Raw genomic sequence first — 21364 nt, 5'->3', positions numbered from 1 at the left:
CCTGACTCGGACGACGAGGGGCTCGGATGTACCGGTTGCGGAGCTGACTTGCGGGACCGTTTGAGGAGCTCAAACGCGAAGTTTTCTTCCGCCTCGGCGTCCGAGCATTGCCGTCCGCATAACCAATTTGGCGATCGAAATGCCATACGCGCACTCCCTACGCGTTGGCGAAAGCTATTCAACCTTCCGCGGGCGCTGTATAAAGTCAGACAGCGTACAATGAGACCCCGTTGTGGTGTCTCGCCGGATGGTGAAAGCTGATCGGTCCTACTAGTTCAATTTGTACCAACACGTTTGAGTAAGATGCTTGAATGACGGATCATGCGGCAGGGCATGACGTACAACGACCTCTAGGGTCTGTGGTCCGGCATTGGATCAGACCATGGTCGGACAGCCCAAACGTTAATTGGTTGGCGTATCTTCGCGAGCGCTGGACCGAGCGCACGCTGTCCACACGCTTCATCATTGCATCAACGATCGTCATCATCACCACGATGATGCTGGTTGGAGCTTGGGTTGACGCCCGGATCCGCAAGACGGTGATCGACAATGCGGCGCGCGCCTCCGCCCACTTCATGGAAACGCTGTTCGAGGAACCGCTCCAAGAACTTGCGACCCGGCGCACGCTATCGTCGAAGACCAAGCTGACAATCGCCGGGCTCGTTGAAGACAACTCCCTAGGCCGTCCGATCCTCGAGAGCAAAGTCTGGCTCCCCGATGGAACCATCGTCTTCCGGTCCGAAGGCGCAGGCGTCGGCCAGAAGCCCCCCATGACGCCGGAGCTGCTTGGAGCCGTAAACGGGCAGATCATGGCCGACTTCGAGGATGTGAGCGATATCGAATCCCTCGAGGAGCGCCGCTACGGAAAGCCGATCTTCGAAATCTATGCCCCGATAAGAGAGACCGGCACAGGTCGCATCATCGCCGTAGCCGAGCTCTACGAGGACGCAACAGACATGATCCGGGAGTTTACGATCGCCCGCCAACAGAGTTGGCTTGTGGTCGGTTCGCTCTCGTTCGGAATGCTTGCATTGCTGTTTGGGATCGTGCACCGCGGCAGCGTCCTGATCCTTCACCAGCAGTATGCTCTGACGAATACGATTGCGCGTCAATCCAAGCTCTTGAAGCAGAATGAGGACTTGCGCGCGCGCGTCACGCGCGCCCACCTCAAGAGCGCCGCCCTTTCGGACAAGCTGCTGTGCCGGATTGGGGCCGACCTCCACGACGGACCAGCACAGCTCCTAAGCCTCGCCCTGCTTCGCTTGCACGAGCTCAATCCGGACAAAGCCACGGAACACGATACCAAGCCGCGTGCGACGGAGGCTGTGGAGCAGGTCCGCAAAGTCATGCAGGAGGCACTGGCTGAAATCCGGCACCTCTCAGCGGGCGTCTCTCTCCCGGATATCGAGAATCTGACGCCGGCAGAAATCGTCATTCTTGCCGTTCACGCCCACGAGCGTCACACAAAAACGAAAGTAGACGCGCATATTGGACCGTTGCCCGCCAGTCTGACGCTCAGCGTTCGCACGTGCATCTTTCGTTGCGTGCAGCAGTGCTTGAGCAATGCGTTTCGCCATGCCGGTGGCAAAGGGCAGATGGTGTATGCTGACACAAAGGGAAACATGATACGGCTTACCATTAGCGATGCAGGTCCGGGCTTCGACTTGGCATCGCTCAATCGCCGGAGTGACACGCTCGGCATTCCCGGCCTGCGCCATCGCGTGGAATCTCTGGGCGGGACTTTTGAGCTACGGTCGTCCGTCGGAGCCGGGACAACAGTCCATGTCGAGCTGCCCCAAGGGAGTCTGACATGACCGCCCGACTGCGCGTCGCGATCATCGACGACCACCCACTCATGCGCGAGGGCATCGAGCATACATTGGGGCGCGAACCCGACTTTGACGTTGTGGCAACCGGTGGCAGCGCCAATGACGCTATCCGCATAGCAAACGAGCTCTCGCCAGATCTCATATTGCTGGACGTCAACATGCCGGGAAGCGGGCTGGAAGCCGCCCGCGCGATTACGGCGAGCCATCCCGAAATCCGAATCCTTTGCCTCACGGTCTCGGAGCGCCATGATGACGTAACGGCCGCCCTGGAGGCTGGGGTGCGCGGGTATATTCTGAAAGGGATCGGCGGTCCTGATCTGGTGCGGACAATCCGGTCCGTCGCGGCCGGGGAAACCTACATCACGCCGGAGTTCGCAGCCCGGCTTTTGGCAACACCCCTGCGCACTCCGAAGTCCGCGACACCGGATCCGCTCCAACAGCTCAGCATCCGCGAGGAGCAGATCCTAAAGGAGGTTTCCAACGGTTTGACGAACAAGGAAATCGCCCGCAAGCTCGACCTCAGCGAGAAAACCGTCAAACACTACATGAGCGGCGTCCTGCACAAACTCAGCGCGAGAAATCGTGTCGAGGCAATCGTCGCCTCGCGTCGCCTCAAGGAGGGCGAGACGCCGCCCAAGCGCTGAGCCTAACCTTTCGCGACGTGTCCAACCCTTCCGGGAACATCAACAATCGTTGGGTGCTGCAGCACCGTGAAACCGTTGTCCAATCCACTGGACAGCCACGTATGCACTGTCGCGTCCAGCCCACATATGCCCGCCGCCCGGCATCACGTGCAGCTTGACGCGGAGACCCGCCTTGCAGAGCCCCTCCATGTAGGCACGGGTGATGGCGGGACGCACGAGTTCGTCCGCCGTACCTTGCGCGAGAAAAACTGGCAGAGCCGCTGGAAGCGGCCCGGGCGTGTTCTGGTCCATGATCGCACGCAGCGGCTTGTACTCCGTGGGATCGATCTTCAGGAACTCGCGTTCCAAAACCTTCTCGTCTGAAACTTCTTTGAAGAAATCGTTCGGCGTCTCGATACAATCGCTCGCCAGCGCTTTGAAGCGCGCCGTTGCATCGGCTTCCACAAGGTTGGTCAAGGGAAAGTCGAACACACGCGACCAGGAGAGAACGGCCATCGCGGTCAGTGAGCGGCCGCTGGAAGAATTGCGGTCGGCGCGAAAGAGCTCGACGAGATTTGTTGCGGGAGCTGCCGCGGCGACGCCGACGAGCTTAAGCTCGGGCGCATAGGATTCGGCCTGCAAACCTGTGAAGAGTGATGCATGCCCGCCCTGCGAATGCCCCCAGACGGCAAAGCGGTCCCCTGCGTGCACATCCTTGAGCTGCCGTGCGGCGCGGATGGAATCGAGAACAGACCGTGCCGCGCTGAGGCCGACAAGATACGGGTGATGGTCGCCCGTTCCGAGTCCCACATAGTCAGTCGCCACGATGACGTAGCCCTGGTCCGTCAGCTCATCGATGCCCTGGATCGTACCCGCAATGTCCGGGATGAGCGTCGGAGCACACTTCGAAACCACGCCGGTTGTCGGATGCGCCCAAGCCACGACATCGCGTGGGCGGATCCCGGGATCGGCAGGAAAGATGACCGCTCCCGTGACCGCGACCGGCGTGTCATTGAAGTCGGTGGACCGGTAGAGCACGCGATAGCCTTTGTAACCGGCCCGCACGCCGCCTTCGAGCGGCCAGATCCGAAAAATAGTACCAGGCTTCGCCGCTCTCAACGTCTCGGCTGAAACTTCGGCCTCGGAAGACGCAGCCACAGACGAGCTGGCGGTAAGTGCGTTCAAGACCGCCGCCATCGCGACAGCGCCGCGGCGCAGCCAAAGCAAGAACCGGCTATTCCACCGTCCGCCGGACATCCGCATACCTCCCTCCCCGTGCAAGGACACACTCCCCCGCTTTCTGTCGTCATTGGAAGAACACGGCAAGCCGAATATTGATTATGCTCAAGCGCTTCGTGCAGCCAACACGGCATTATCGCAGAAACCCGAGGAGTGCCCCACGATGTTCAAGAACATTCTGATCGCGACCGATGGTTCGGAGCTGGCCGCCAAAGCCACAAAGCAGGGATTGGACCTGGCCAAGGACCTCGGCGCCCGCGTGACAGCCGTCACTGTCACCGAGCCATGGGTCGCGGTTGCGCCCGGCGAGGTCGCGATGGCCTTCCCTATCAAAGAATACGACGAGAGCGTCTCGGCCAACGCGGCGCACATCCTCGCTGCCGTCGAGAGCGAGGCGAAGGAGAGAGGAATTCCCTGCACCACGCTCCACGTCAAAGACCAGTTCCCGGCCGAAGGAATTATCGAAACGGCACAGTCGCAGGGATGTGACCTGATCGTCATGGCATCGCACGGCCGCCGCGGGCTGATGCGCGTTCTTCTCGGCAGTCAGGCCACCAAAGTCCTGACCGGAAGCACCATTCCCGTTCTCGTGTGTCGTTAACGCTAGGACACAGCCAGTGCGGAGTGGTCTGGAAACGCTGCTTGTTCTCCATCCTTGCCGTCGTCGGGTGGCGTGATCCGGAACCACGCCACGTAAAGCGCCGGAAGGAACACGAGCGTCAACAGCGTCGCGACCATCAACCCCCCGATAACCGCGAATGCCATCGGCCCCCAGAATACGGTGGGCGCGATCGGAATCATGCCGAGAATGGCTGCGGCCGCAGTCAGGAGAATGGGCCGCAACCGGTGCTGAGTGGCACTAACCACAGCATCCCAGGGATGCTCTCCCGCCGCGATATGCTGATCGATCTGCTCTATGAGGATCACGGAGTTGCGGATCACCATACCGGTAAGCGATATGACGCCGAGAATGGCCACGAACCCGAGCGGAATGCCGAACAGAAGTAGTGCTCCAACCACCCCGATCAGCGCCAGCGGCGCCGTTAACAGCACCATCACCAGCTTCTGAAAGCTCCGCAGCTGAATCATGAGGATGGTGATCATGAGAAGCAGCATCAATGGGAAGACTGCGAAGATGCTCGCGCGCGCCTTGCCGCTATCCTCGACAGTTCCACCGACGGTCACCGCGTAACCGGGAGGCAACGCGGACCGGAAGAAACCGATCTCCTTATCGAGTTGCCGCACCACCGTCATAGCTTCCACGCCGGGGGGCACATCCGCCTGAACAGTCACGGTAGGTTGGCGCTGGCGGCGCCAGACGAGCGGCAGCTCCAGCACATAGGAGAGCGAGGCAACCTGCGCCAGTGGCACGTTCTTGCCATCTGGTGTGGCGATCCGCAGACTTCGCAGGGTATCGAGCTTCGCGCGCTCACCTTCTATCGCACGCACCACCACATCGATCAGATAGGTCTGATCGCGAACTTGCGTGATGGTCGTCCCGGAAAGAACCGCGTTGATGTTGCTTGCGATCTGCTGCGAGGTCAGCCCAACAGCCCGCGCGCGGTCCTGATCGATCTCGACCTTCACCACCTTCGACATCTCGCTCCAATCGAAGTTGATGTTGCGCACATTGGGGTTTGCGCCGATCACACCGGCGAATGCCAAGGCCTGCGCACGCACTTTGGCGGGATCATCGCCGCTGACGCGGAACTTCAACGGCCATCCCACGGGCGGTCCCAGCTCAAGCGGACTGACCCGGATCATTGCATTCTCGAATCCCGAAGAGAAGGCGTCCTCCAATCGCTTTTGCACGGCAGGCCGAAGCGCAAACCCTTTGGTCACGACGACGGCTTGCGCAAAGAAACTATTCGAGAGTTGCGCATCGAGCGGAAGATAGAAGCGCACGGCGCCTTGGCCGACGTAAAATGTCCAGTAGTCGATATCCGGATCGGTCTTCATGATCTTTTCGATCCGCTCGACAGTCTCCTCGGTCGCGTGAATAGAAGCGGTTTGCGGCAGCGTGACATTGATCAGCAGCTCCGCGCGATCCGAGGCGGGAAAGAACTGCTGCTGCACAAAGCGCATACCGATCAGCGAGAGCACGAAAATGGCCACGGTAGCGGCAAGAACCACATACTTGGCCCGCAGCGCACGATCGAGAAGCCGCGAGAAGCGCGAAGGCTCATCATGACCATGATGCCGGGGTAGCTTGTCGGGGAGAACGAAAACGCCTGTCAAAGGCGTAAACAGCACCGCGACCACCCAGGACACGATGAGCGCAATGCCGACGACGGCAAAAAGTGTGAAGCAATACTCTCCAGCCGCGCTTTTTGCGAACCCCACCGGAACGAAACCGGCAATCGTGACCAGTGTCCCGGTCAGCATTGGAAACGCGGTCGACGTATACGCATAGGTGGCGGCTGAGATCTTGTCCGCCCCCTCTTCGAGCTTCGAGACCATCATCTCGACCGCAATCATCGCGTCATCGACCAAAAGTCCGAGTGCAATGATCAATGCGCCAAGAGAGATGCGCTGGAGCGAAATGTCGAGGTACATCATGGCCGCGAAGGTCACGGCAAGCACGAGTGGGATGGCAATGGCCACGACGATGCCAGGCCGCCAGCCGAGCGCGAGAAAGCTCACCCCGAGAACGATAGCGATAGCTTCCCAAAGGGTCTTCGTGAACTCACCAACCGACTCCTCAACCACGTGGGGCTGATTGGAGACGAGATGCGGATCGATGCCGATCGGCATATTTGCCGTGATCTGCGCCATCTTGGCTTTGATGGCCTCGCCAAGCGCCAGCACATCGCCGCCCTGAGACATGGAGATCGCAAGGCCGATGGCCGGCTCGCCGTTGTAGCGGAACATCGGCTGCGGTGGATCCACATAGCCGCGCCGGACCGTGGCAATGTCACTCAACCTGTAGAATCGGCCGTTAACTTGGAAGTTGATCGACTTCAGGCTCTCCTCGGAATCGAAGCTTCCAGACACGCGCACCGAAATCCGCTCACTCCCGGCCTCGAGTATACCGCTGGGCACGATGGCGTTCTGCGCCTTTAGGCTGTCCATAAGGGTGGACGCGTCGATACCCAGCGCCGCCATCTGCTGCGTCGAGAATTCGAGATAGATCTTCTCGTCCTGCGTACCGATGAAATCGACCTTCGCCACATCCGGTACCCGCAACAGCGCCGTACGTACCAACTCGAGCTGGTCGCGCACCTCACGCGGATTGAACCCATCGGCAGTGAAGGCGTAGATAACGCTGTAAGTGTCCCCAAACTCGTCGTTGAAGAATGGCCCCTGGATCCCCTCCGGGAGCTGTTGACGGATATCGTTGACCTTCTTGCGCACCTGATACCAAAGATCCGGAACGAGATCCGCAGAGGTACTATCCAACAGGTTCACATAGACGAGCGAGTCGCCCGGCTTCGTATAGCTGCGCACGAAATCGAGATGCGGCAACTCCTCGAGCTTCTTCTCTATCCGATCCGTGACCTGCTCTAAGGTTTGCCTTGTTGTCGCGCCAGGCCAGAGCGTGCGGATGACCATGGTCTTGATGGTGAAGGGCGGATCTTCTTCGCGGCCGAGTTGCTGATATGCGAAAAATCCAGCCACCGCCGACATGAGCATGAGATAGATGACGAGACTTTTGTGACGAAGGGCCCAATCGGAGAGATTGAAACTCGAAGCAGAACCACCGCTCATGATGCGGCCCCCTCGACGAGCCGCACCTTCTGCCCTTCGCGAAGGCGGTTGACGCCCGCCGTTACGACCACGTCACCGTCTTTCAAACCCTCACTCACGACAACCCGATCCGTCTCAAACCGGGCAACCTGAACCGGATGCAGCGTCACCGTGGAGGATGCCTTGTCGTACACCCACACGGCGGGCTTTCCCCCTTGGTCAAAGAGCGCACTTCCGGGCAAGACGATCACGGGAGCCGTCGTGGCTTTCAGCCGACCCAACACGCTCGCACCAAACCTCATGGCAATCGGCGGATTGTCCAAAGTGACCTTGACTTGATAGGTCCGCGTCGCCGGATCGGCGACCGGAGACACTTCCCGCACAACCCCGTCGGCAGCGATGCTCGGGCTGCTGAGAAGGCTCACGACAACCGCAGGCCTCTCTGCGGCCTTTCGATCACGAAAGGCCGCTTCCGCAACGTTGAACACGGCATCGACCTGATCAGGCTTGGCAAGCTTGACGACGGTTTGTCCCGCGCTGACAACCTGTCCGGGCTCCGCGGCCACCGCAGTCACGATGCCGTCGAAGTCCGCCTTGAGTTCGGTATACGCCAATTGATCCTTTGCGAGGTCCAGCGCCGCCCGTGCGGCCTCGAGCTGGGCTTCCGCCGAGCGGCGGTTCTTGACTGCCGCGTCATAGTTGGCCCGCGTGGTGACGCCCTTGTCAACGAGTTCAACCTGACGAGCCTCGGTCGCCTGCGCTTCGAGAAGCACGGCGTCTGCTGAAACGACATCGGACTTGGCCGATCTCAGCTTGTTCTGGAAATCCTGCTCGTCGAGCCGGGCCAAGAGATCCCCTTTCTTGACCGACACCCCCACGTCGACCGCGCGCGAAATGATCTTTCCGCCAACCTGGAATCCAATGTCGCTCTCCTGGCGCGGGCGAATTTCGCCAACAGCCTGGCGGTCATCATCAATGGGTTTCGCTGCGACCACCACCGTTCGCACGGGACGGATCTCTGGAGGAGGTGCGACAGCCTCGCCGCATCCGGACAATGGCGACACCGTGGACGCAAGGAGCAAGAGCCAAAGGAGCCGGCCAAGGCCACAGCCCCTTTTAATTGCTGTCAGCATGATCGCATGCCCCCCTCATAGTCAGAGCCGAAACACCGTCCTCACGGTACCCCCTCCAAGCGGCAATGCCGCCCGTTGCGCTGCCGCATGGACGCACGACGACCTCTGCTCGAATCGAGAAGGTCAGATGGGAAGGCTACTTTGACCGGGAAACGATCTAAGACAACGTCTTCTTGTTGGGTTCTGGGATCACGAGCGGGCCGGCTATGATACGTCCGTCGGGCCCTTGCACCCTCATCTTGATCTCCCGCCCTTGGAAAACGGATCCCTTGAGCTGCCCGATCAGGCCACCGAGAATGTTGGGCTCGCCTGCCCCGGCGATGATCCACGGAATGTCGCCGGATTTCCATTCAGCCGGTGCAAGTCTCAACTGAGCTGATGAATTGCCGAGCTTTTTATCGACCTCCGGCGATACGAGGGCCCAGAGAACAAACCCCACGACGTCGACCGCGCCCGTTGTCTTCGATCGGGAATGTGCGACCAGGAACTGACCATGCTTGATCGCTGGCATCACCATCCACTCGAGTTCGGATAGCTGGTGCTGCCGCGTGGTGGGCGAACGCATGAGCACACTTACGATTTCGCCCAGTGCGGCAGCGGACTGCTTGGCGACAATCATTCTTCGGCCGGACTCGTCGGCGACTTTCGGAATGTCCTGGCCCGAGATCTTGGACGCCCCCAAAGGTCCCTGAGGCGGCATCGGTGGCAGCGGCGGCGGAACAGAAGCACGAGGCGCCGTAGAGTTCTCTGACGCCTCTTTGCCCGTAGATTTTCTGAAAAACATAAGAACACCTTTGATCAGAAATGCGTGCGAAGGCCTTGTAGCTGGCCCTCTCAGCTTGCTCTGATCAACGCCCGAACTTGAACATCTCACGCGTCGCTCTCGGATGACGACGCTCCGTCCGGTTGCTTTCAGTCTCGCCCAAAACAGAGAAAAATGCGAGCCCCACTGACGAACATGAAAAACGCCAGTCTGATTTTGGCGCAAAAAAGCCAAACGCGCTCAGGACTTCTGCCGTCACATTAGGCGACTTGGACATCCGCCCGCTCTGACGGCTTCAGGAACCGTCGAAGCTCCCAAGCCGGCTGCGGCTTTGAGAAATAGTAGCCCTGCAAGCTGCCGCAGCCCATGCTCCGCAACAGATGAAGCTGCGCTTCGCTTTCGACACCCTCGGCCGTGATGCACAGCCCAAGGCTCCGGCCAAGCTGAACGATCGCCTGCACGATGGAAAGGCTATCCATATTGTCCTGCATGTCGTGCACGAAGGAACGATCGATCTTGAGCCGGCCGATTGGATAGGCCTTGATGTGCGAAAGTGAGGCGTACCCGGTTCCGAAGTCGTCGAGCGCGATTTCGATGCCGAGTTTATCGAGCCGAAGGAGCGCCTCCCCGACATGCATCGAGCCGCTACCCAGGAACACGCGTTCCGTAACCTCGATGCAGACATGCTCGGGTGAAACCCCGTATTGGTCGAGCTTCCCCTTCAAACGCGTGGCGAAGCATCCCAGCGCAAAGTCGGCGGACGTCACGTTGACCGCCACACGTCCAAAATTGACGCCTTCCGCCAGCCAGGCCGCAGCTTGCGACAGTGCGAGATCGAGAACCCGTTCGCCGATTGCCACGGCCACACGCGGATCCTCGAACAACTCCTCGAATGCGCCAGGAGCAAGCAGACCGTGAGTCGGATGGCGCCAGCGAAGAAGCGCCTCGAACGAGACCGGCTGCGTGGGATCAGACGGAACAATGGGTTGATAAAATAACTCGAACTCATCCCTCTGGATGGCGTCCAGCGCATTGTCCTGGAGTTCCACCCGGCGCGTGATGGCCGCACGCAGCTCCGGCGTGAACATGTCAGTTCGCCCGCGCCCAAGATTTTTGGCGCGATAAAGCGCAAGATCGGCGTTCTTCAGCAGATCGCCCTGCTGCGTGGCGTCGCGAGGAAACAACGTTAGCCCAATGCTGGCGGAACAGGATCGGAGCGTGCCACCAAGGTCAATGGGCACAGCCAGTGACTTCTCGATCTCCACGATACCGTTGTAGATATCGTCGTCGCTGCTCTGGGCCATGATGAGAACCGCAAATTCATCACCGCCGAGCCGCGCAATGGTCCCCGCGCCGCCGAGCGCATTCTTGAGCCGCGTCGCAACGATCTTGAGAAGTTCGTCACCGGCGTCATGACCGAGCGTATCGTTGATTTCCTTGAAGTGATCGAGATCGATCAGCGCAACGCCGAGAGAGGCCCCGTTCTCGGCCGCCGACGAGATGGCGTCGCGCAGCGTCTCATTGAAAAGCAAGCGGTTCGGCAAACCCGTCAGATTATCGAGCTTCGCCAGAACCCACAGTTTGTCCTGCAGCTTCTTTCGCTCGCTGATTTCCTCGGTGAGCATGATGATCCCACCGACGCTATCGTCCGACAGATACCAAGGCCGGACTTCCCAGCGAAGTATGTTCTCCGATCCATCGGCCCGTAGAAAACGTTCCTCGTCGCTCGTCTCCGTGGCGCCGGCCAGAATACGCTGGTGCTTCGCCCGCCAATGCTCCGGTACTTCAGGAAAGATATCGTAGTGCTGAAGCCCGACCAGCGAGGCTTGCTCGAGACGGTAGTCTTGCAGCCAGCGGTCGGTGTGCGCAATGTAGCGCATGTTCGTATCGAACATCGCAACTGCGGCTGGAGCGTGTTTGATAAACGCCTGGAGCCGTGCGTGGGCGCCTTTGAGATCCGCTTCGGCACTCCGCTGCTCTGTCACGTCGACCCCAACGGTCTGCACGCACTCGATCTCGCCGCAACTGTTCTTCCAAGGGATAACGATCGCCTTGATCCAGATGAGCGAACCATCCTTGGCGCGATCGCAGAACTCGCCGGACCACGTCTGGCCGGAGAGCACCCGTTTCCACATCTCAGAAAGATACGCCTCGTCGTAGACACCGGCACTCAAAGCGCCGATGGGCTGGTTCGCCAGCTCTTCGAGGGAGTAGCCCGTGCGACGAAGAAGGTTCTCGTTGGCCTCGCAAAAGCGTCCCGATGCGTCGACCTTCGACACAAGGAAGTAGTCGTTGAGCATGCGCTCGTACGACTCCGTCTGGCGGCGATAATGGTCGGCAACGGTCCGTTCCTCTTCGGCGACAGTGGCCACCATCGCCGCGATGACGATGGCGACGGCGACAATCGCCGTTACAAATCCGACAACGCGAGCGATGTCCGCATCTGAGGAGACGAGAAGCGCAAGATTTACCGCGGCGAGCATCGCCAAGGCGACCGCGAGAACGGGCCCTTTCGCAATGCCGTGAGTAGCCATCAAAGCGCTGAAGCGCGCCCCGATGCTAAATCGCCTGACAGTACACATCGTAGACCAAAGGATTTGCAGTCGAACACCGACCTAAAAGTGCGAAATCCTACCGCCCACCAACTAAAGAAAATGGTCAAGTCTATTCATCAAATTAGATGCTATCGCGAGCACGCCGCCTATCTGTTTGAAAACAATATGTTTTATTTGGCGTTCTGTACCGTTTAAGCGCGCGCAGATTCATGGAACGACCACAGTCCGCAAGCTATCCGCGCCGATGCACGACGCAGCATAATCGAATTGCCGCTGCACCCGGGCCCAGCTTCTCCTCATGCCGGCACGAAGCGGCCGAGGCGGATCTCTGCATCCTCAACCATTCGATCAATGATCTCGCGCGCCGGCAAAATCTCCTCAATCAATCCAACCACCTCGCCGACGAAGGTGTTGCTACCGTCAGGATCGCCGTCTGCCCAGGCCTGCCGATACTTGGCGGCTTCCTCGTCGGCAACGAGGAGCAGCTCGGCCTCACGGCCATGCCATTTCGCGGTGTAGGCGTTCCTGAGCACACGAGCCGTATAACGCGACGGCCAATCAAGCTTCCGGGCAAGATCCATGACTTGCGAGCGGATCGTGTCGTCGCCGCAGGCTGCGAGCGCAGCCCCGTGCATGCGCACGCCAACGTTTGCCTCCTTGGAAGCCCACAAGCGCGAACCGACCAGAACTCCATCCGCTCCTAACATGAGAGCGGCTGCGAGGCCCCGTCCGTCGCCGACACCACCTGCCGCGCAAAGCAGCGTGTTCGGGGAGCGATGCGAGATCAGGTCGGCAATTTCGGGAACAAGAGCGAATGTCCCGCGCCCCTCGCCGTGCCCGCCGGCCTCTGCACCCTGGGCCACAATAACATCCGCGCCAATGGCGATGGCGTGATCTGCGTCTCGCAAAGTCTGGATCTGGCACATGAGCGTCGCACCAGCCCGCTTCACCCGGTCGGCGAACGGGGCAGGATCACCAAATGAGAGAAAAACGGCTTTGGGCTTGTGCTCCAGAACAAGATCGAGAAGCTGGGGCTGCCGTAGAAGCGACCAGGTTATGAACCCACATCCGAATGTGCCCGGAGCAACCTGCGCCAACTGGCCTTCAAGCCACGCTCTGTCACCATAGCCACCCCCAATCAGTCCAAGCCCCCCTGCGGCAGAAACCGCGGTTGCAAGACGCCCGCCGGCCGCGAACGCCATCGGCGCTGAAATGATCGGATGCTTAAGCGCGAGCCGTTCGGTCAGTCGCGTCGAGAGTGCCATCGCAGCCGCCCCTGTATGAACAAATCGATGTCAGCGCCCCCCGATCGCTAGCACATCGCTGAGCGCCTTCGGCTTCGCCACGAGATCCGCAAGTGTCCAGTTGTCGAGCTCCTCCAGGAAGGCAGCGAGGGCCCGGTTAAGCACGCGCTTCAACCGGCACACGTTCGTGATCCGGCAGGCGTCATCACTGCCAAAGCACTCGACGATCTGAAAATCCTCCTCGACGGCCCTGACCACGTCTCCGAGGCGGATCGCATCTGCCGCTCCCTTGAGGCGAAGCCCGCCTCCACGTCCGCGCACAGTCTCGACAAAGCCATGCTGACCCAACCGATGAACCACCTTCATCAGATGGTTCTCGGAGATCCCGTAAGCCGTCGCGATCTCCTGGATCGTCGCCTGCCGCTCCGGCCGGGCGCCGAGGTACATGAGCACACGGAGCGAATAATCCGAAAGCGTGGTCAACCGCATGAAGCCACTCGCCAAAAATGCCACAGCGGCAGTTCTTGCCTCGCCGCCACCATAAGATATATCCTAAATCTATCTTAGATCGCAGACAAGCCCGAACCCCATGCAGCGCCCCCCTCATCCAAAGGCCCCCGGCCTTGCTGCCGGCATCACCGAGCCCATGATCCATGAACTGGTCCATCGCTTTTACGGTGACGTGCGCCGGGATCCGCTCCTTGGCCCGGTCTTCAATGCGCGCGTAACGGATTGGGACGAGCATCTGGAGAAACTTTGTGCGTTCTGGTCTTCCGTTGTTTTGATGACCGGAAACTATAAGGGGCGCCCGATGCCGGTTCACATCGGCATCCGCGAAATTTCGCCGGAGCATTTCGAACGCTGGCTGAAGCTCTTTCGCACCGCAGCAAGGTCGGTTTGCCCGGCGAACGCCGCATCCCTGTTTATTGATCGGGCCGAAAAAATCGCGAGTTCGCTTTACCTTGGGATTGCCCTTCACCGAGGCGAGGGCCCAGCCGTGACACCGCCCGATTTTGGCGAGCCTGGAGCACGGACCTAGACTTCAGAGGGTTTCCAAAAAAGAAAACTTTGGTGTTCGGCGGAAAGTGGTGCGCGCTAGATGAGTAATCCGACCCTGGCGGATCATCCGTAGAAACCGATGGATCTCAGACTAAAATCGGGCTTCCAAGTTCGGAAAACCGGGCGTATGGGCTCCTGATACTGATCAAAATCGTCGCATAGCTAACAATCGAAGTTTCCCAGGGAACAGACAGGGTTGCTCGAAGATTTAGGGTAACGAACTAACCCTTACTTATTGGTACGAAAGCAAAATATGACTTGATTAAGGCAGGGTCGAGTTCTACATCCGCCGTATGTACGGAGTAATGCGTTATGGCGATTGTTTGCCAGACCGAGAGTTTTAAGCAGCCTGGAAATAACGGCGGAAGTGCCAAGAGAGCCGTTTTTGACGTCGAGTCCGACGTCGTGCTGCAGAATGTCAAAACCAGCGATTTCCTTTTTCAGGCTGGCGACGACCGCACCCTCTATCGGGTCGAGCGCGGCGCGATTTGCCATTACATGCTCTGGGCCGACGGCCGCCACGAGGTGATCGAGTTTGCGTTTCCGGGCGACATCATCGGTCTGGGTCAGTTACGCACCCATTCGACGAGCGCGCAGGCCATGGTCGACACGGTGGTGAGCCTCGTTTCCGAAAAGGAATTCCAAGAGATCCTAGAGAGCGACGACCGCTTATCTTTCCGCCTTGCGGCAGCTGTCGAGCGTGAATTCGATTATCTTCGTGACAAATCCCTGGCCGCAAATGAGCAGCCGGCCTCGGCCAAGGTCGCGAACTTCCTGCTCGCCCTTTCGAGCATGAACGGACCCGAAGGCAGGGACCGCAATCTCATTTCTGACGAGATCACCGCGGGCTTTGTCGCGGAGAAGTTGGACATGAGCATCGACAAGCTCGGGGCGGCTCTTTTGTGCCTCAAAAAGGAAGGGGCGGTTCGCGAGACCGCCGCCGGCCTGCGGATCGTCAACACGGTCACCTTGCAAAAGATGGCCGACGCCGCCTGAACAGAGCCAAAAAACGAGATCGGTATATATCGTCGGCCGCGCGCGAGCGCGGCCGTTGCGTTGAGGGAAACACAGCGGATGTCAGGCAACAAGGCACCGGGCACGGCAACAATCGACAAGCCGGTCCCTGCCAAAAAAAGCGTGGGAAGCTTCTTCTCCGAGCACGTACTCGAGGTTACGCACCACACCGACAAGCTTTTCAGCTTCAAGACAACGCGATCGCCCTCGTTCCGCTTCCAAAGCGGCCAGTTCACGATGATCGGCGTCGAGGCCGAAGGACGTCCCTTGCTGCGGGCCTACAGCGTAGCCAGCGCCTTTTACGACGACTGGCTCGAGTTCTTTTCGATAAAGGTACCCGGAGGTCCGCTGACCTCTCGTCTGCAGCACATCCGCAAAGGTGACATCATCCTTGTCGGACCCAAACCGACTGGGACGCTCCTGAACGGACACCTCCGACCGGGCCGGCGCTTGTTTCTCCTGGCCACGGGCACGGGCTTCGCCCCGTTCGCCAGCCTGCTACGCGACCCGGAAACGTATGAGCGTTTCGAGACCGTAATCGCGGTCGAAGGTTGCCGCACAGTTGCAGAACTTGGCTTCGCTGACCGCGTCGTGGCAGAGGTGAAAAATCACGAGCTGCTCGGTGAGCTCGCGATGGCTCAACTTCACTACTATTCCGCAGTCACCCAAGAGCCGTTCGTTCGCCAAGGCCGGATCCCCGGACTGATCACCTCGGGCACTCTTTTCCAGGATCTCGAGTTCCCCGCCCTCGACCGCGAGGGTGATCGCGTGATGATCTGTGGCAATCCCGGCATGCTGGCAGAACTTACGGCGCTCCTGACCGGACTCGGTTTTGTCGAAGGTAGCAGCGGAGAGCCGGGCGACTTCGTGATCGAAAAGGCATTCGCCCAGCGTTGAACACGCGAATACCTCGGTAGTTTTCCAACCTTTAGAGCGACCCGCTGTCAGTTTTCTGTCAGCGTGGCCGGGCTATGTCTCGCGAGATGCGTAAGCTGAGGACGTCCGCGTAGCATGTTGCCAAGCCATTCCCGCGCCTACCTATGCTTCGACCCACGCGATCACACTCAGGATCTCGACGATCGCGCCACCTGGAAGCCCGCCGACAACGCCATATTGATCTCGGCAACGATGCTGTTTGCCTCTCAAGGCGAAAACTGCCGGATCTGCTGGGAGAAAGTAGCTGCGCTAGCGGACCTGTGCGATGCCACCGAAGGCTCTGCCGCAGCCGAGGCAACCCCGCATCTCGCTGCAACACGTGAAGAAACCGACCGCATGCTGCGTACGGTTCTGCAAAGACGCGAAAGAACCTAGAGAGCACACTCCCGTATAAGCTGCTCGGCTGCTTCTGAGCCGCGCCAGCCGATGATGCGCGCATCCTTGTCCGTGAAAAGAGTCGCATTGAGAAAGAACGTCTCGATCTCGGCCATGGCCCTCTCCGACAGCTCCGTGCTCGCGAACGCTTTGCTGCCTTCCCAGGCAGGCGCCAGGATTACGCGCGGATTCCCAACGCGCCCCGACTTGCTCTGTTGATCGACATCGACCACCGCGAGACAGCGGCACGGCAAGACGACCCCGGGGAAACTGGGCTGATAATGAATGCAGAGCGCATCCACGGCGTCTCCGTCCGCGCTCCGCGTGCTCGGCACGAAACCCCAGTCGAACGGATAGGCAATCCCCATCGCCAGGGTCCGTGAAACCGTGAAGCTCTGCAGCTCCTCATCGAACTTGAACTTCGTCGATGAGCCGCGCGGTGTTTCAACCACCATCCGCACCCGGCCTTTGGCATCGAACGGAGCAAGTTTCGCGAAATTGGACATGATCCACCTGTTAACCCGAAAAGCAGCCTCAAACCTTCGGGACAAACTCCCGCTGCAAGTTGCCATGACACAGCAGGACATTCGCGCCAAGAGGCTGCCTATCGCGAAGACCGTAAAGAGGACAATCGCATATGCGCAAGATCTTGGCCGCAACCTGCGGAATGATGCTGATAGGCTCGCTACCCGCTCTCGCCGATTGCAAGGGAGAGGTCGACGAAGCCTTCGGCAAACTGCGCGGTAGCAAAGGATTTCGGCTCGAGACCAAGATCATCAACGAGAAACAAGGCTCGCTAACGATGACGGTCGACTATCTTCTGCCCGACCGCATGCATCAACGCGTGAGCCTGGGGGACTCCACGTCGAAGATGGAGACCATCGCCATCGGCGATAAGGTCTGGTCGAACCAGGGTCAGGGGTGGTCGGAAGTCCCGCCGAACTTCGCCGAGGTTATTTCCAAGCAACTGAAGGAAACGGTGGCGGAGCCGTCAAAGAGTAAGCTTGAGTACGAGTGCCTGGGGGAAACGTCCTTCGAAGGCAAATCCTTCCTCGCCTACAAGGCCAAGCTGCCTGCGGCCCCCGAGGAGAAGGTGAAAGGCGACAAAGATCAGGCTCCTGAGCCGGACAACATTCAAACGCTCTATGTCGACAAGGCGTCCGGCCTTCCAGTCCGGAACCTCGTGACGAAGGGCGACGGCTCCGACAAGCGCCTATTCGACGGCACCTTCAGCACGCCCTCTGATATCACCATCAACGCACCGGGCTGACCCAAAACAAACATGGCCAGCGACGCTGGCCATGTTTCCGTTCTAATCCTTGCCTCGCCGGCCCGAGGGTCCGGGAAGATGCTGGATCGCCATGCGCATGAGTTCCGGTAAACTGCGCGCTCCGAGCTTCGTCTTGATCTGTGACGTCGTATTGGCGACCGTCTTGTAGCTGATATTGAGCTCGTCGGCGATCACACCATAAGATTTTCCTTCGGCAATCAGCGCCAGCGTCTGAAGCTCGCGCACAGTGAGCGACTTCAGCGGATTTGCGTTGTGCCGCGTTTCACTGAACGCAATCTCCGATGCCATTTCGTGACTGAGATACGGTTTGCCCTGTCGCACGCAGTTGAAGGCCTTCAGGAACTCTTCCGACCGAGCGTCCTTCAATAAATAGCCCGTAGCTCCAGCCTCCAGCGCACGCCGGATGATCATCGGATCGGTGTGCATGCTGAGAACGAGAATGGGCGTGCGCTTGTCATGCAGCCTGAGGCGGCGCACGAACGACAAGCCGCCGAGGGTAGCGGTCTTGATGGAAAGGTCCACGATGATCACGTGAGGATGGTGCGCGCGGTACTGCCGATAACCATCCGCAAGCCCCCCGGCTTGGAGCACGCGGGCCGTCTCGGCTTCTTCGAGAATGCGCGCGCAACCCTGCAGCACGAACGGATGATCATCGATGATGAGCACGCGGAGCTGCTCGGCGGTTTGCATAGCTAATCCCATTTCGTCGTTCGGTCCCTGTCGTCTACTGCCTCGGTCCATAGCGTGCCTTGAGCGTCGCGAGCGCCTCTCCGCGCTCGATGTCCGCAACTCGTAAATTGAAATAGTGCTGACTTACCGCCCCGAAGCCCTCCGTCTGCCCAACCTCACCTGCAATGCCGGTGAGGCCGTCGAGGATATCGGTCGGTCTCTCTCGAATTCCATGCGTGTCAAGCATCTCGGATACCTGCGCGGAACGATTCGCAATCATCCGCTCGCTCTCGCGATAAAGCCCATGAGCGGTCGCAAGCTGCCGAGCGATGCGCTGCACTTCCGGATGATTGACGGGCTTCGGCTTGTCATCCTTTCGGCTCGCTAGCCACTGGCCAGGAGTGATGGTGCTGGAAACGTCGAGCCACGCCACTTTGTGCGGAGCCTCGGCGCCATGCGACGAACGTTCATGCTCTGCTTGCCGCTCGTCACTGCACGCGCCCGTCGCAACTACGACAAGCATTGCAAGCAGCGAACGCCATCTCACGCATGCAGTATGCTTCACGAACCTTCGAGCCTCTGTGATGAAACGTGCATCAGGCGCGATTTCGCTTCGCGCTTCTGCCTTGACACACCACAAGCTGCGCCATCGTCGCAATCACAAAAACGTTACATAGTTACACATGCGCCCGCAAATGGCCGATGCCCGACGCCTTTGCTTTTTTTTCCTGCCGATCTCTGCCAGTCGGACTAGAGACCATCGCGATTGTCGCAGTCTAGCGTGCCGCCCACGGTTCGAGACGCCATGCCGCAAACGGACGAATAAATGTCCGGGTGGATTGAGCAGATCGCTCCGTAACCGTGATGTCCCCGCCGGTCGGAGAGGCATCGCGCTGCTGGATAGAGGTGGGCTGCGGGAGAGCGCATGGGCATCCATGGGAACTCGCGCGGGAACTGCCTCGGCCTTGGGATGGATAACGCGAGGTTTTGGGAATGATGAAGCACCTAGGTAAGGGGCTGTTGGCTAGCGCGTCCTGCGTTGCGCTGACGGTCGCCATGCAAGTGGGCACGGCATCCTCTTCGTTCGCCAACGACAAGCTCAACGAGCTGTCGAAGAGCAACGAAAACTGGATTATGCCGGGCAAGAACTATAGCTCACAGAACTACAGCCCCAACACGCAGATCAACACCGAGAACGTGAAGCAGCTCCGCGCTGCCTGGTCGTTCTCAACCGGTCTGCTGCACGGGCACGAAGGAACGCCGCTCGTCGTCGACGGCGTCATGTACGTCCACACCTCGTTCCCGAACAACACGTTCGCGCTCGACCTCGCCGATCCGGGCCACATCCTGTGGCAGCACAAGCCGAAGCAGGATCCTGCCGCACGCTCGGTCGCATGCTGCGACCTTGTGAACCGTGGTCTCGCCTACTGGCCGGGTGACGGCAAGGTGCCGGCACTGATCATCAAGACGCAACTCGACGGCCACCTCGTGGCACTCAATGCCAAGACGGGCGAAGAGTACTGGAAGGTCGAGAACGGTGACATCAAGGTCGGCCAGACGCTGACCCAGGCGCCGTATGTCATCAAGGACCTGGCCCTCGTCGGTTCGTCCGGTGCTGAGCTCGGCGTTCGCGGCCACACGACGGCCTATGACGTCAAGACCGGCGCACAGGTCTGGCGCGTCTACGCTACCGGTCCCGACAACGAGGTCGGCCTGGCTGACGACTTCAACAGCGCGAACCCGCACTACGGCCAGAAGGGCCTCGGCACGGGCACCTGGGAAGGCGACGCCTGGAAGATCGGCGGCGGCACCAACTGGGGCTGGTACGCCTACGACCCGGATACGAACCTCTTCCACTACGGCTCGGGCAACCCGGCACCGTGGAACGAGACCATGCGTCCGGGCGACAACAAGTGGACGATGACCATCTGGGGCCGCGACGCCGACACCGGCAAGGCCAAGTTCGGCTATCAGAAGACCCCGCACGACGAGTGGGACTACGCTGGCGTCAACGTCATGATCCTCTCGGAGCAGACGGACAAGGCCGGCAAGAAGCGCAAGCTTCTGACCCATCCCGATCGTAACGGCATCGTCTACACGCTCGATCGTGAAAACGGCGACTTGATCTCGGCCAACAAGCTCGACGATACGGTCAACTGGGTGAAGCAGGTCGACCTCAAGACCGGCCTCCCGCAGCGTGATCCCGAGTTCGGCACGCGCATGGACCACAAGGGCAAGGAAATCTGCCCGTCGGCCATGGGCTACCACAACCAGGGCCACGACTCCTACGATCCCACGAAGGAACTCTTCTTCATGGGCATCAACCACATCTGCATGGACTGGGAGCCCTTCATGCTTCCCTACCGCGCAGGTCAGTTCTTCGTCGGCGCTACGCTGTGGATGTATCCGGGTCCGAAGGGCGATCGTCAGAACTACTTGGGCCTCGGTCAGATCAAGGCCTACAACGCGATCACCGGCGACTACAAGTGGGACAAGATGGAGCGCTTCTCGGTCTGGGGCGGCACCATGGCCACCGCAGGCAACCTGGTGTTCTACGGAACGCTGGATGGCTTCATCAAGGCCCGCAACTCGGACACCGGCGAGCTGCTCTGGAAGTACAAGCTTCCCTCAGGCGTGATCGGTCACCCGATGACGTATGAGCACAAGGGGACCCAGTACGTCGGCATCATGTACGGCGTCGGCGGCTGGCCGGGCGTTGGTCTCGTGTTCGACCTGCAGGATCCGACCGCCGGCCTCGGTGCAGTCGGCGCCTTCAAGAACCTCCAGAACTACACGCAGATGGGTGGTGGTCTCCAGGTGTTCTCGCTCGATGGCAAGAACCCCTACTCGGAGGACATCAACGTCGGCGAGTTCGACAGCAAGGGCTGATCTGACAGCCTGAACGGCAGCCGCAGCGTCGCTCCCGGCGCTGCGGCCACCGCCAAAA

At 59.8% G+C, this 21364-nt stretch carries 19 protein-coding genes; 9 read left to right on the top strand and 10 right to left on the bottom strand.

Translation table 11 applies throughout. The features are described from left to right. The first annotated feature begins 410 nt into the window (after positions 1 to 410). Both VHO05_RS14945 and VHO05_RS14940 read left to right on the top strand, forming a co-directional pair. A complete protein-coding gene (locus VHO05_RS14945) occupies positions 411 to 1814 on the top strand; it encodes a sensor histidine kinase (protein WP_329647377.1) in 1404 nt (467 codons plus the stop codon). Next, positions 1811 to 2473: a response regulator transcription factor gene (locus VHO05_RS14940; protein ID WP_329647376.1), complete on the top strand. Its 663-nt coding sequence runs from the start codon at positions 1811 to 1813 to the stop codon at positions 2471 to 2473. Before VHO05_RS14945 ends, VHO05_RS14940 begins: the two co-directional genes overlap by 4 nt. Before the next feature lie 39 nt (positions 2474 to 2512). Here the strand turns inward: VHO05_RS14940 and VHO05_RS14935 are convergent, their stop codons facing one another. Beyond that, on the bottom strand, positions 2513 to 3709 hold the full coding sequence (locus VHO05_RS14935; RefSeq protein ID WP_329647375.1) for an alpha/beta fold hydrolase: 1197 nt from the start codon (positions 3707 to 3709) through the stop codon (positions 2513 to 2515). A gap of 145 nt (positions 3710 to 3854) precedes the next feature. On the opposite strand from VHO05_RS14935, the gene VHO05_RS14930 reads away from it, so the two are divergent. After that, positions 3855 to 4292 carry a universal stress protein gene (locus VHO05_RS14930; RefSeq protein WP_329647374.1) on the top strand — a complete coding sequence of 146 codons (438 nt, stop codon included), beginning with the start codon at positions 3855 to 3857 and terminating at the stop codon, positions 4290 to 4292. 2 nt (positions 4293 to 4294) lie between these two features. On the opposite strand, the gene VHO05_RS14925 is transcribed toward VHO05_RS14930, so the two are convergent. From VHO05_RS14925 to VHO05_RS14900, 6 genes are all read right to left on the bottom strand, one after another. Then, positions 4295 to 7399, bottom strand: a complete 3105-nt coding sequence (locus VHO05_RS14925) for an efflux RND transporter permease subunit (protein WP_329647373.1) — start codon at positions 7397 to 7399, stop codon at positions 4295 to 4297. Continuing rightward, positions 7396 to 8511, bottom strand: a complete 1116-nt coding sequence (locus VHO05_RS14920; RefSeq protein WP_329647372.1) for an efflux RND transporter periplasmic adaptor subunit — start codon at positions 8509 to 8511, stop codon at positions 7396 to 7398. Before VHO05_RS14920 ends, VHO05_RS14925 begins: the two co-directional genes overlap by 4 nt. A 157-nt stretch (positions 8512 to 8668) precedes the next feature. Next, positions 8669 to 9130 carry a toxin-activating lysine-acyltransferase gene (locus VHO05_RS14915; RefSeq protein WP_329647371.1) on the bottom strand — a complete coding sequence of 154 codons (462 nt, stop codon included), beginning with the start codon at positions 9128 to 9130 and terminating at the stop codon, positions 8669 to 8671. A gap of 404 nt (positions 9131 to 9534) precedes the next feature. Next, a complete protein-coding gene (locus VHO05_RS14910; protein ID WP_329647370.1) occupies positions 9535 to 11808 on the bottom strand; it encodes an EAL domain-containing protein in 2274 nt (757 codons plus the stop codon). A 317-nt stretch (positions 11809 to 12125) separates the two neighbouring features. Beyond that, on the bottom strand, positions 12126 to 13094 hold the full coding sequence (locus VHO05_RS14905; protein WP_329647369.1) for a nitronate monooxygenase: 969 nt from the start codon (positions 13092 to 13094) through the stop codon (positions 12126 to 12128). Positions 13095 to 13124: 30 nt separating this feature from the next. Then, a complete protein-coding gene (locus tag VHO05_RS14900) occupies positions 13125 to 13562 on the bottom strand; it encodes an Rrf2 family transcriptional regulator (RefSeq protein WP_329647368.1) in 438 nt (145 codons plus the stop codon). 100 nt (positions 13563 to 13662) lie between these two features. Here VHO05_RS14900 and VHO05_RS14895 point away from each other — a divergent pair, with 100 nt between their 5' ends. From VHO05_RS14895 to VHO05_RS14880, 4 genes are all read left to right on the top strand, one after another. Then, positions 13663 to 14112, top strand: a complete 450-nt coding sequence (locus VHO05_RS14895) for a group III truncated hemoglobin (protein ID WP_329647367.1) — start codon at positions 13663 to 13665, stop codon at positions 14110 to 14112. A 332-nt stretch (positions 14113 to 14444) separates the two neighbouring features. Further along, positions 14445 to 15128: a Crp/Fnr family transcriptional regulator gene (locus VHO05_RS14890; protein WP_329647366.1), complete on the top strand. Its 684-nt coding sequence runs from the start codon at positions 14445 to 14447 to the stop codon at positions 15126 to 15128. 141 nt (positions 15129 to 15269) lie between these two features. Next, positions 15270 to 16043, top strand: a complete 774-nt coding sequence (locus tag VHO05_RS14885) for a ferredoxin--NADP reductase (protein ID WP_329647531.1) — start codon at positions 15270 to 15272, stop codon at positions 16041 to 16043. Between the two features lie 114 nt (positions 16044 to 16157). Next, the gene (locus VHO05_RS14880) at positions 16158 to 16457 is read left to right on the top strand and encodes a hypothetical protein (protein WP_329647365.1); all 300 of its coding nucleotides are present in this window, start codon (positions 16158 to 16160) and stop codon (positions 16455 to 16457) included. Here the strand turns inward: VHO05_RS14880 and VHO05_RS14875 are convergent. Then, a complete protein-coding gene (locus VHO05_RS14875) occupies positions 16454 to 16963 on the bottom strand; it encodes an inorganic diphosphatase (RefSeq protein WP_329647364.1) in 510 nt (169 codons plus the stop codon). The genes VHO05_RS14880 and VHO05_RS14875 overlap by 4 nt on opposite strands. A gap of 131 nt (positions 16964 to 17094) precedes the next feature. Between VHO05_RS14875 and VHO05_RS14870 the strand changes: the two genes are divergently transcribed. Then, the gene (locus VHO05_RS14870) at positions 17095 to 17727 is read left to right on the top strand and encodes a hypothetical protein (RefSeq protein WP_329647363.1); all 633 of its coding nucleotides are present in this window, start codon (positions 17095 to 17097) and stop codon (positions 17725 to 17727) included. A 42-nt stretch (positions 17728 to 17769) separates the two neighbouring features. Here the strand turns inward: VHO05_RS14870 and VHO05_RS14865 are convergent, their stop codons facing one another. Continuing rightward, positions 17770 to 18438, bottom strand: a complete 669-nt coding sequence (locus VHO05_RS14865; RefSeq protein WP_329647362.1) for a response regulator transcription factor — start codon at positions 18436 to 18438, stop codon at positions 17770 to 17772. A gap of 34 nt (positions 18439 to 18472) precedes the next feature. Beyond that, on the bottom strand, positions 18473 to 18982 hold the full coding sequence (locus tag VHO05_RS14860) for a hypothetical protein (RefSeq protein ID WP_329647361.1): 510 nt from the start codon (positions 18980 to 18982) through the stop codon (positions 18473 to 18475). Between the two features lie 491 nt (positions 18983 to 19473). On the opposite strand from VHO05_RS14860, the gene VHO05_RS14855 reads away from it, so the two are divergent. Next, positions 19474 to 21306, top strand: a complete 1833-nt coding sequence (locus VHO05_RS14855) for a methanol/ethanol family PQQ-dependent dehydrogenase (protein WP_329647530.1) — start codon at positions 19474 to 19476, stop codon at positions 21304 to 21306. Positions 21307 to 21364: the final 58 nt, after the last annotated feature.

Source organism: Hyphomicrobium sp. (genome assembly GCF_036262015.1).
Classification (GTDB): Bacteria; Pseudomonadota; Alphaproteobacteria; order Rhizobiales; family Hyphomicrobiaceae; genus Hyphomicrobium_C.
This window is presented reverse-complemented; position numbering and strand designations above follow the sequence as displayed.

Excerpts from the sequence above, each read along its gene's own strand:
- VHO05_RS14880 (WP_329647365.1), top strand. The coding sequence starts at position 16,158 with ATGTTGCCAAGCCATTCCCGCGCCTACCTATGCTTCGACCCACGCGAT.
- VHO05_RS14870 (WP_329647363.1), top strand. The coding sequence starts at position 17,095 with ATGCGCAAGATCTTGGCCGCAACCTGCGGAATGATGCTGATAGGCTCG.
- VHO05_RS14900 (WP_329647368.1), bottom strand. The coding sequence starts at position 13,562 with ATGCGGTTGACCACGCTTTCGGATTATTCGCTCCGTGTGCTCATGTAC.
- VHO05_RS14895 (WP_329647367.1), top strand. The coding sequence starts at position 13,663 with ATGCAGCGCCCCCCTCATCCAAAGGCCCCCGGCCTTGCTGCCGGCATC.
- VHO05_RS14930 (WP_329647374.1), top strand. The coding sequence starts at position 3,855 with ATGTTCAAGAACATTCTGATCGCGACCGATGGTTCGGAGCTGGCCGCC.
- VHO05_RS14940 (WP_329647376.1), top strand. The coding sequence starts at position 1,811 with ATGACCGCCCGACTGCGCGTCGCGATCATCGACGACCACCCACTCATG.
- VHO05_RS14865 (WP_329647362.1), bottom strand. The coding sequence starts at position 18,438 with ATGCAAACCGCCGAGCAGCTCCGCGTGCTCATCATCGATGATCATCCG.
- VHO05_RS14910 (WP_329647370.1), bottom strand. The coding sequence starts at position 11,808 with ATGGCTACTCACGGCATTGCGAAAGGGCCCGTTCTCGCGGTCGCCTTG.
- VHO05_RS14935 (WP_329647375.1), bottom strand. The coding sequence starts at position 3,709 with ATGTCCGGCGGACGGTGGAATAGCCGGTTCTTGCTTTGGCTGCGCCGC.
- VHO05_RS14925 (WP_329647373.1), bottom strand. The coding sequence starts at position 7,399 with ATGAGCGGTGGTTCTGCTTCGAGTTTCAATCTCTCCGATTGGGCCCTT.
- VHO05_RS14905 (WP_329647369.1), bottom strand. The coding sequence starts at position 13,094 with ATGGCACTCTCGACGCGACTGACCGAACGGCTCGCGCTTAAGCATCCG.
- VHO05_RS14890 (WP_329647366.1), top strand. The coding sequence starts at position 14,445 with ATGGCGATTGTTTGCCAGACCGAGAGTTTTAAGCAGCCTGGAAATAAC.
- VHO05_RS14920 (WP_329647372.1), bottom strand. The coding sequence starts at position 8,511 with ATGCTGACAGCAATTAAAAGGGGCTGTGGCCTTGGCCGGCTCCTTTGG.
- VHO05_RS14855 (WP_329647530.1), top strand. The coding sequence starts at position 19,474 with ATGCAAGTGGGCACGGCATCCTCTTCGTTCGCCAACGACAAGCTCAAC.
- VHO05_RS14915 (WP_329647371.1), bottom strand. The coding sequence starts at position 9,130 with ATGATTGTCGCCAAGCAGTCCGCTGCCGCACTGGGCGAAATCGTAAGT.
- VHO05_RS14875 (WP_329647364.1), bottom strand. The coding sequence starts at position 16,963 with ATGTCCAATTTCGCGAAACTTGCTCCGTTCGATGCCAAAGGCCGGGTG.